This window comes from Geodermatophilus sp. DF01-2, from assembly GCF_004571065.1.
Classification (GTDB): domain Bacteria; phylum Actinomycetota; class Actinomycetes; order Mycobacteriales; family Geodermatophilaceae; genus Geodermatophilus.
Genome location: NZ_SPQN01000120.1, coordinates 1 through 8,574, shown reverse-complemented (window position 1 = coordinate 8,574; position 8,574 = coordinate 1). Strand labels below are relative to the sequence as shown.

The window sequence follows — 8,574 nt, the reverse complement described above, 5'->3', positions numbered from 1 at the left end:
ACGCCACACGTAGTCCTGCACCTGCCGCAGCAGGGGGAACAACCTGCGCGCGGCGGCCCCGCCGGTCGGCCGGCGGGGCCTGCCGTGGCTGGTCTGGCTGGTCGCGGCCGGAGCCTGGGAGGTGGTCACCCTGGCCGACGACGACCTGCCGGCGCTCAGCGACCTGGCCGACCCCGTGCTCGCCTGCCCCGTGCTGCGCGGCGGGGCGACGCTCGGCTGGCTGGCGGTCGGCGCCTGGCTGGTCGCCCGTCCCCGGCGGCCGGGGTGATCGCCGCTGCGGGGTTCGGGGTGCTGCTGCTCGCGGCCCTCGTCCTGGAGGTCGCCGCGCGCCGCCGCGCCGGGCCGGCGACCGCCGCGCAGGCGATCGGAGCCGCGATGCGCACCCTCCCGGGCCGGCTCACGGTGCTGCTGGCCTGGCTGTGGCTGGGAGTCCACTTCCTCGCCCGCTGACCCGCCGGACCACGATGAGCCGAACCGCGCGCCGGAGCGATCCGCCACGCGCCTCCCCGCGACTCACCGGCGGACGGACCGGGTAGGGGCCGCACGGCCGGTTCGTCCCTGCACCCGGAGGTCGCCGTGGCCCACGATGGAGCGCCGCCGTGGTGGCAGCGCGGCGGGGTCTACCAGGTGTACCCCCGGTCGTTCGCCGACTCCGACGGCGACGGCGTCGGTGACCTGCGGGGCCTGCGCGCCCACCTGGACCACCTCGCCGACCTCTCGGTCGCCGCGGTCTGGCTCTCGCCGGTGTTCCCCTCCCCCATGGCCGACTTCGGCTACGACGTCTCCGACCTGTGCGACGTCGACCCGCTCTTCGGCACCCTCGCCGACCTGGACGACCTCGTCGCCGACTGCCACGCGCGTGGCATCCGGGTGATCCTGGACTGGGTGCCCAACCACACCTCCGACCAGCACCCCTGGTTCCGTGCCTCCCGCTCCTCGCGGGAGGACCCCAAGCGGAGCTGGTACGTCTGGCGGGACGGCGCCCCCGACGGCGGGCCGCCCAACGACTGGGTGTCGGAGTTCGCCGCGGTCGGCCCGGCCTGGACCCTCGACGAGGGCACCGGCCAGTGGTACCTGCACTCCTACACCCCGCAGCAGCCCGACCTGAACTGGGACGACCCGGAGGTCGAGGCGGCCATGCACGACGTCGTCCGGTTCTGGCTGGGCCGCGGCGTCGACGGGCTGCGGATCGACGCCCTGCAGCGGCTGGCCAAGGACCCGCTGCTGCGCAGCAACGCCGGTGCCGACCGGCGGCACGACCAGGACTGGGAGACCGCGCACGAGCGGCTGCGCGGCATCCGGCGGGTGGTCGACGAGTTCCCCGACCGGATGATCGTCGGCGAGGTCTACCTGCTCGACCTGCAACGGGTGCTCGCCTACCTGGCCGGCGGCGACCAGCTGCACCTGGCGCACAACTTCGTCTTCCTGCACCTGCCGTGGGACGCCGCCGCGTTCCGCACCGCGATCGAGGAGTTCGAGGCGCTGGCCGAGCCCGAGGCATGGCCGGCCTGGTTCCTCGGCAACCACGACCACTCGCGCATCGCCACCCGATACGACGACGGCGGCTCCGGACCGGCTCGCGCCCGGGCGGCCGCGCTGCTGCTGACCGCGCTGCGCGGCACGCCGTTCCTCTACCAGGGCGACGAGCTGGGCCTCCCCGACGCCGTCGTCCCACCGGACCGGGTGGTCGACGTCGACGGCCGCGACCCCGAACGGGCGCCGATCCCCTGGCACCCGCCGTCGGTCGCCGGCCCGGGCGCGGGCTTCACCACCGGGGAACCGTGGCTGCCGCTGGTGGCCGACGCGGAGCGGCTGTGCGTCGAGCGCCAGGCTGCCGACCCCACCTCGACGCTGTCCCTGGTGCGCCGGCTCGGCGCGCTGCGCGCCGCCTCTCCCGCGCTGCAGACCGGCCGGCAGCGGTTCCTGGACGCCCCGCCGGGGGTGCTGGCCTGGCTGCGGGAGGACGACGACGAGCGGCTGTTGGCCGCCGTCAACGTCACGGACGAGGTCCGCACGCTCCCCGTCGACGACGAGGCCACCCTGCTCGTCTCCACGGACCCCGGCCGGTCGCCGGCGCCGGTGCGCGAACTCGAGCTGGCGCCGGACGAGGCCGTCCTGCTGCGCCTGTCCGGCGGGTGAGGTGTGCGGCTACAGCTGGACCGCGACGGTGGCCGCCAGCTCGCGGGCGGCCTCGAGGTCGGCCGGCTCCGGTGTCCCGGTGAGGTGGAGCGGCGCGGCGACCTGCTTCCACCGCAGCGCGCTGACGACCTTCTCGATGCTGCGCAGCGCACCGGCGGTGTCGTCGTTGCCGTGCACGTACACGCCGTAGGGCAGGCCGACGGTGGCGTCCAGGCACGGGTAGTAGACGGTGTCGAAGAAGTGCTTGAGCGCCCCGGACATGTAACCGATGTTGGCCGGCGTCCCGAGCAGGACGCCGTCGGCGGCGAGCAGGTCGGCCGGGCCGGCCGACAGCGCCGGGCGCACGCACAGCTCGACCTCCTCGACCAGCGCCGCCCCCTCCCGCACTGCCTGCAGCACGGCCTGCAGGGACGGCGAGGGCGTGTGGTGGACGACGAGCAGACTGGGCACGCGGCCATCCTCCCCCGCCAAACGGCGGTCAGGCGACCAGCGCCCCGTACACCTCCGCCGCGTGGTCGAAGACGGCGAAGTGCCCCTCGCCGGCCAGCCAGTGCGGCGTGCAGGCGGGCAGCATCGCGGCCAGCACCCGGCCGAGCCCCACGGGCACCTGCCAGTCCTGCGTGCCGTGCCAGATGTGCACGTGCTGCCGCACCGCCGTCAGCGGGAAGCCCCACGGCCGGAACAGCAGGGCCCGGTCCTCGGCGAGCGGAGCCGCACCGTTGCGCAGGCCCTCGGTGAAGGTCTCGGCCAGGATCCGCCGGACGGTGGGCCGGCCGATCACCCGCCGGTCGGCCGGGTTGAGCCGCGCCTGCAGGTAGCGCGGGATCGCCGCCGGGCGCACCGCCATCGGGGCGAACGCCGGGCGCAGCAGCGCCGCCGCCGGCGACGGCCGGTGCGCGGCCGCCCGCAGCCGCCGGGGCACCCACTGCGGCCACGGCCAGGGGACGTCGGGCGGCGGCGCTCCGCCGAGGATGCCGACGCCGCGCACCCGTGACCCGAACGCCGAGGCACAGGCGAGCGCGTAGGCGGCGCCGCCGGAGAGGCTGAGGACGGCGAACTCGTCGATGCCGAGGTGGTCGGTCAGCCGTGCGACGTCGGCCGGCCAGTCGACCACCCGCCGGCCCGGCTGCGGGTCGGAGCAGCCGAAGCCGGGCCGGTCGGGCACCACGAATCGCACGCCCCAGCGCCGGTAGTCCTCGGGGTCCTCGACGTGGCGCTCCAGCCGCGAGCTCGGCGAGCCGTGGCAGCCGAGCACCGGGCGACCGGCGGGGTCGCCGTACTCCGCGTACGCCAGCGTCCGTCCGTCCGGCAGCCGGATGTGGCCCTCCCGGGATCCGGGTCGCTCTCCATGGCCTCGTTGTTGCCGCATGCCCCGCCGCTACCCCGCCGAGGGGCTCCACGACCGCCCGCGGCGGGACGCGCGCGGTCCCTCGCCTGCGGCGGGTGCGACCGGACCGGGCCTGGTCCGGTCGGTCGCCGGCCGGTCGGGCACGACCGGGCTCGTCAGAAGTCGTGGGCCTCGTCGTAGCCGAGGTCCTCGGCGGCGTCATCGGGGGCGGGCGGCGGAGGAGTGCCCGTCGGACCGGGCGGGGCCGCGGGCTCCGCCGTCCCCGTCGCCTCGTGCGCCAGGTCGTAGCCGTAGTCCCCGGACGGGTCACGCGGGTCCTGCTCCATGTCGGATCCTCCTCGCGGGTCGGTCGCTCAGGGGGGTCCTGCCCCACCGGCGCCACGGCCGCCACCGTAGCCCTCGTGCGTGCTCGTCCCGGCTCCTCGGCGAGCGGTGCTTCGCAGCGTCCTCCCCCGTTTGACCGGACGTACGCGGCGACGTCATCGCCGTGCCACCGATCTCCCGGCCCGGGCGGCCGGCTCGATCGTCGGACCTCCGGTCGACTCCGGGTCAAGCCCCACGCGCCGGTGGTCCGTCGTCCTCCGGTGCCTGCTCCCGGCCGGTGTCCCCGGCGCCCACCCCCGGCCCGAAACGGACGTCGACCTCCTCGTGGCGCACCGCGCGCTGGGCGCGCGCCGCTTCGGAGTAGACCCGCTCGTCGCCCTCGGTCAGGTCGGTGTGGTCGACGAAGGGGGTGAGCAGCGCGCGCGGGTACAGGGAGTCGACCCGGACGACGTCGATCTCCACGCACAGCACCAGGGCGATCGCCGCGAGGTAGATGAACGCGATCAGGCCGAGGACGAGGGCGAAGACCGCGTCGACGGCGCTGGCGTTAGCCACCACGCGGGCGACGTAGACGCCGCCGAAGGACTGCAGCAGCTGCCAGAGCACCGCGGCGGTCACCGCGCCGGGGAGCACCTGCCGGGTGGTGAGCCGGCGGGCGGTGGTGATGCGGAAGCCGAGCACGAAGACGGCGGTGTTGGCCAGCACCGAGGCGACGGTGACCAGCACGTGCACCCCGCCGCTGAACCCGCCGCCGTAGGCCGCGGCCCCGGTGCCCAGCGCGGAGAGGACGGTGCTGGCCAGCAGGAGCAGGCCCAGCGTGCAGAGCAGGAGCAGGCTGCGCATGCGCGAGGTGACCGGGTCGGGTCGGCTGTGCCGCGGCACCGCCCACACCGTGTTCATGACGTGCTGGAGAGCCTGTCCGAGGCCCAGTGCCCCGTACAGGGCGACCAACCCGCCGACGACGATCCCGGCGAACCCGCCGCCGAGCCCCTCCGGCCGGGACAGCTGCGGCCCGATCACCGGGAACTCGGCCAGCGCGGAGTCCAGCAGCTGTTGCTGCAGCCCCGGGTTCCCGGCCAGCACCAGGCCCAGCACGGTGGCGAGGAGGAGCAGGGTCGGGAACAGCGCCAGGAAGCCGTAGTAGGTGACCAGCGCGGCGAGGAAGTGACCGTCGTCGTCCAAGAACTTGTAGAGCACCGCGACGGGGAACCCGGCCGGCGGGTGCCGCCGCTGGAACCGGTCGACCCACGCGGTCCACCTCATGGCCACCTCTCGGTTCGGGTTCCTGCACCGGTACCCCGGCGCGGGCCCGGGACATGCCCGGGCGGTGCCGGATGCGCGCCACTGCGCGGCCCACCCGGAGCCCGTGCCCCGCCGGGCACGTGACTACGCGGGGTCGGCGGGCATGGTCATGGCACGCAGGATGCCCACGACCGTGGCGCTGAACAGGTCCCACGGGGCTGCCCCGGCCGCGCCGGCGCCCGGGGCGGCGGAGAGGTCCCCCGCGTGCGGCAGGTCGAGCGGAACGACCTCGGGCTCGACGGCGGCCCGCACGGTGAGCCCCTCGACCAGAGCCGTGAGCGTCGCGGCGAACATCTCCACGGTGTACGGCGGCCGCATGGTGAGTCCGTAGGCGTCGAAGAGGGTCCGGTACACCGGTACGAGCCGGTCGGTCACGGACCGGTAGTGGGCGCGCAGCAGCTCCCGCACCCGCTCGTCCTGCGCCTGCTTGCCCCACAGGGCGAGGATCAGCGGCACGTAGGGGTTGGCCCGGACGATCTCGAAGTTGCGACGGGCGGCCCGCCGCACCACCTCCTCCAGCGGCAGCCCCCGGGGGAGGTCGGCGAGCACCGTGTCGGCCGCCGCGGCGGTGCTAAGCAGCCGCTGGGGGTCGAGGACGTAGGCGAGCAGGTCGCGGTGGTACGCCTCCTGGCTGCTCCAGTGGTGGTAGAAGGCGCCGATGGTGCGTCCGGCGCGCTGGGCCACCGGCTGCGCCTTGACCTGGGTGAGCACGGCGCCCACCGGCTGTTCGCGCAGCAGTGCCGCCCCGGCCTCCAGCAGGGCGTCCCGGGTCTCCACGGCGGCCTCGGCCTTGGTGGGGACGGCCTTGGTGGGGACGGCCTTGGTGGGGACGGCCTTGGTGGGGACGGCCTTGGTGGGGACGGCCTTGGCGGGAACGGCCTTGGTGGGGACGGCCTTGCTCGGGACCTGGGTCCGACGACTGCCTGGCATGTCTCCTCCCGCGCCGGCCACGCCCTCTTGCGGTGACCGAGGTCACCTGGCACGTTGCATAGTGGATACTATCCGTCATCGACGCGTCGGGGGGCCGGGCGAGCGTTCGTCCCGGCGCCGGTGGCCCTGCAGCCGGCGGGCGCGGTCACGGGGCGCGCCCGCCGGCCATCCACCGTCGCGCCGGCCCCGCGTCCGGTGCACACCGCCGTCCCGCGCCGGAGCCCCGCCCTGCCCCCGCGGGGCCACGCGCGGGAGCCGTGCAGCAGCGGGTCCGGCCGGCGCACGCGGCCCGGTAGGAAGGGTGCATGGCCGATCCCTTCAGCGCATGACGCGGGTGGTCCACCGCTTCGGGCACAGCAGCCTCCACGTGCGGCAGGCGTCGATCGAGCGCGGGACGACGTTCGAGGAGGAGCTCGGCCTCGATCCCGCGCGCTACGCGGCGCACGGCGGCGCGTTCCCCGTCGTCGTCCGCCCGGTGGGTCCGGTCGGCGTCGTCGTCTCGGGGCTGCCCCAGCTGGCGGACCACCGGATGGTCGTCGCCGCGATCCGCGCACACCTGGGCCGCTGAGCCCGGCCCCTGCGAGCTCTCCTGCCCGGTCGCGGCGGGGGTGAGAGCGTGGGGACGTGCGTGACATCTCCCCCGCCGTCCGGCCGCGCCTCCGGACCGGCCGGCCGGGCCGGCTCCGGCGGACCTGGGCCCGCCACCCGCGGGTGGGGCTCGCCGTCAAGGCCGCGCTGGCCGCGACGCTGGCCTGGCTCGCGGCGCAGGCCCTGCCCGTCGCCCCGGCCGCCGAGTACCCGTACTACGCGCCGCTCGGCGCGGTGTTCGCGACGTCCACGACGCTGTCCGGGGCGGTCCGGGAGGCGGTGCAGTCGATCGCCTCGATCGCGCTCGGCGCCGCCCTGGCGCTGACGGTGACCACGCTCTTCGGTGACAACCTCGGCGCCATCGCGCTGGTGGTGGCCGTCGGCGTGCTGCTGGCGGGGTGGCACCGGCTGGGCAGCTCCGGCAGCTGGGTGGCCACCTCGGCGCTGTTCGTGCTCGTGCTCGGCAGTCACGACTCCGGTTTCGTCATGGCCTACACCGGGCTCACCGCCCTCGGGGCGGTCATCGGCCTCGCGGTCACCACGGCGTTCCCGCCGCTGCCCCTCGCGCCGGCGCAGACGCAGCTGCGCACGCTGCGCGACACGCTGGCCGGCCAGCTCGACGACCTCGTCGAGGCGCTGCGGCTGGCGCACCCGCCCACCGAGGACGAGTGGCAGCAGCGGATCCACCGGATCGACCCGGTCCTCGCGCAGATGCGGAAGGCCGTCTCGCAGGCCGCCGAAGCCAGGCGGGGCAACCCCCGGGCCCGCCGCTACCGCGAACCGGCCGAGGCGCAGTACCGGCAGGCCCGGGCGCTGGAGCGGCTCACCCTGCTCGTCGAGCAGCTGACCCAGGTGATCGCCGAGACGGAGCGGGCGGAGTTCGAGGAGGTCGCGCTGGGCCCCTCGCTCCGCCCGACCGCGGCCCGCACCCTCGCCGCGCTGGCCACTGCGCTGCGCTCCGTGGGCGACGCGGCCGCCGATCCCGAGGCCCTGAGCCGGGCGCAGGCCTGCCTGGACGAGTTCGTCGAGGCGGTCCGCCGCGCCCGGGCCGCCACCGCCGACGACCTGTTCGTCGCGGGGGACGTCGTCCAGACCGTGCGCCGCTCGCTGACCGCCCTCCAGCCGCAGGAGGCCGCCGGCTGACCCGCGGTCCGGCGCGGCCGATGCCCTCCATGTGCAGCGCATCCCCGACGCCGTTCGCACCCGACTCGACGCGGTCGAGCTCCGACATCGGTGAGGTCCGCGTCGGCGCCCACGGAGCGGGCGACGTCCCAGCGGTGCACGAGCATGTCCCACAGGTGGACCTGCTCGAGGCTCGCGCCGACCGTCGTCGACCCGAAGAACCCGTCGTATCCGCGCCACGGCGTCGTCGGCGACGGCGGCCGCGACCCGCTGGGCATGGGCCCGCCACGCCGCGGCGTCGACGGCTGCAGGAGGCTGCCGGGCGGCTGCGTGCTTCCGGCACCTCCCTCGCCGAGGTCGCCGCGCTGCTGGAGTACGCCGACCAGCCGCACTTCAGCCGCGACTCCGCCCGCTGTGCCGGCTGACGACCCGACGCCGGTGTGCGCGGAGTGTGGTCTCCGGTCGGTGACCACACTGCGCGCACAACGGCCGGTGCCCGCCCGCGGGACGCCGCTGCCTAACGAGCGAGCCCGGGCAGCAGCTCCGCGCCGGCGGTGGCCGCGGCGGCACAGCCGAGCACCACCAGCCAGGACACCGGGTCCAGCGGCGTGCAGCCGAAGAACCGGCTCAGCCCCGGGGTCTGGACGACGGCGGCGAGGACGGCGAGCGAGCCGGCGGCGGTGACCAGCACCAGCGGGCTGCGCCGCCCCGCCCAGGCGGTCTGCCCCAGCTGGGTCGTGATCAGCGCGGCCAGGCCCATCGTGCCGGCCCGCCCGCGCGGACCGGTGAGCCGGCCGGCGGTCCACGCGGCGGTCGCGCCG

Annotated in this window: 11 protein-coding genes; 5 read left to right on the top strand and 6 right to left on the bottom strand. The window is 76.0% G+C overall.

Features of this window, described 5'->3' with window-relative positions; genetic code table 11:
- Positions 1-121 precede the first annotated feature (121 nt).
- The 3 genes from E4P41_RS20325 to E4P41_RS20315 all read left to right on the top strand — a co-directional run bounded on the left by E4P41_RS20325 (position 122) and on the right by E4P41_RS20315 (position 2,139).
- Positions 122-268: a hypothetical protein gene (locus E4P41_RS20325; RefSeq protein WP_245177528.1), complete on the top strand. Its 147-nt coding sequence runs from the start codon at positions 122-124 to the stop codon at positions 266-268.
- The gene (locus E4P41_RS20320; protein WP_135143031.1) at positions 265-450 is read left to right on the top strand and encodes a DUF6186 family protein; all 186 of its coding nucleotides are present in this window, start codon (positions 265-267) and stop codon (positions 448-450) included. Before E4P41_RS20325 ends, E4P41_RS20320 begins: the two co-directional genes overlap by 4 nt.
- A 126-nt stretch (positions 451-576) precedes the next feature.
- The gene (locus tag E4P41_RS20315) at positions 577-2,139 is read left to right on the top strand and encodes an alpha-amylase family glycosyl hydrolase (protein ID WP_135143030.1); all 1,563 of its coding nucleotides are present in this window, start codon (positions 577-579) and stop codon (positions 2,137-2,139) included.
- Positions 2,140-2,148: 9 nt separating this feature from the next.
- Here E4P41_RS20315 and E4P41_RS20310 read toward each other — a convergent pair whose 3' ends face one another.
- The 5 genes from E4P41_RS20310 to E4P41_RS20295 all read right to left on the bottom strand — a co-directional run bounded on the left by E4P41_RS20310 (position 2,149) and on the right by E4P41_RS20295 (position 6,043).
- Entirely contained in the window at positions 2,149-2,589 is a 441-nt protein-coding gene (locus E4P41_RS20310; protein ID WP_135143029.1) for an NAD(P)H-dependent oxidoreductase, read from the bottom strand.
- Between the two features lie 28 nt (positions 2,590-2,617).
- Positions 2,618-3,508, bottom strand: coding sequence for an alpha/beta hydrolase (locus tag E4P41_RS20305; protein WP_135143028.1), 891 nt, complete (start codon positions 3,506-3,508; stop codon positions 2,618-2,620).
- A gap of 134 nt (positions 3,509-3,642) precedes the next feature.
- Positions 3,643-3,813: a hypothetical protein gene (locus E4P41_RS22415; RefSeq protein ID WP_167761195.1), complete on the bottom strand. Its 171-nt coding sequence runs from the start codon at positions 3,811-3,813 to the stop codon at positions 3,643-3,645.
- Positions 3,814-4,036: 223 nt separating this feature from the next.
- Positions 4,037-5,074: a YihY/virulence factor BrkB family protein gene (locus E4P41_RS20300; RefSeq protein ID WP_245177527.1), complete on the bottom strand. Its 1,038-nt coding sequence runs from the start codon at positions 5,072-5,074 to the stop codon at positions 4,037-4,039.
- Positions 5,075-5,197: 123 nt separating this feature from the next.
- Entirely contained in the window at positions 5,198-6,043 is an 846-nt protein-coding gene (locus E4P41_RS20295; protein ID WP_209307826.1) for a TetR family transcriptional regulator C-terminal domain-containing protein, read from the bottom strand.
- Between the two features lie 325 nt (positions 6,044-6,368).
- On the opposite strand from E4P41_RS20295, the gene E4P41_RS20285 reads away from it, so the two are divergent.
- Together E4P41_RS20285 and E4P41_RS20280 are read left to right on the top strand one after the other, a co-directional pair.
- Positions 6,369-6,611, top strand: coding sequence for a heme-binding protein (locus tag E4P41_RS20285; protein ID WP_245177526.1), 243 nt, complete (start codon positions 6,369-6,371; stop codon positions 6,609-6,611).
- A 56-nt stretch (positions 6,612-6,667) separates the two neighbouring features.
- Positions 6,668-7,774, top strand: coding sequence for an FUSC family protein (locus E4P41_RS20280; protein ID WP_135143025.1), 1,107 nt, complete (start codon positions 6,668-6,670; stop codon positions 7,772-7,774).
- 496 nt (positions 7,775-8,270) lie between these two features.
- Here the strand turns inward: E4P41_RS20280 and E4P41_RS20270 are convergent.
- On the bottom strand, positions 8,271-8,574 hold a 304-nt coding region (locus E4P41_RS20270; RefSeq protein ID WP_135143024.1), incomplete at its 5' end, for a cation transporting ATPase C-terminal domain-containing protein.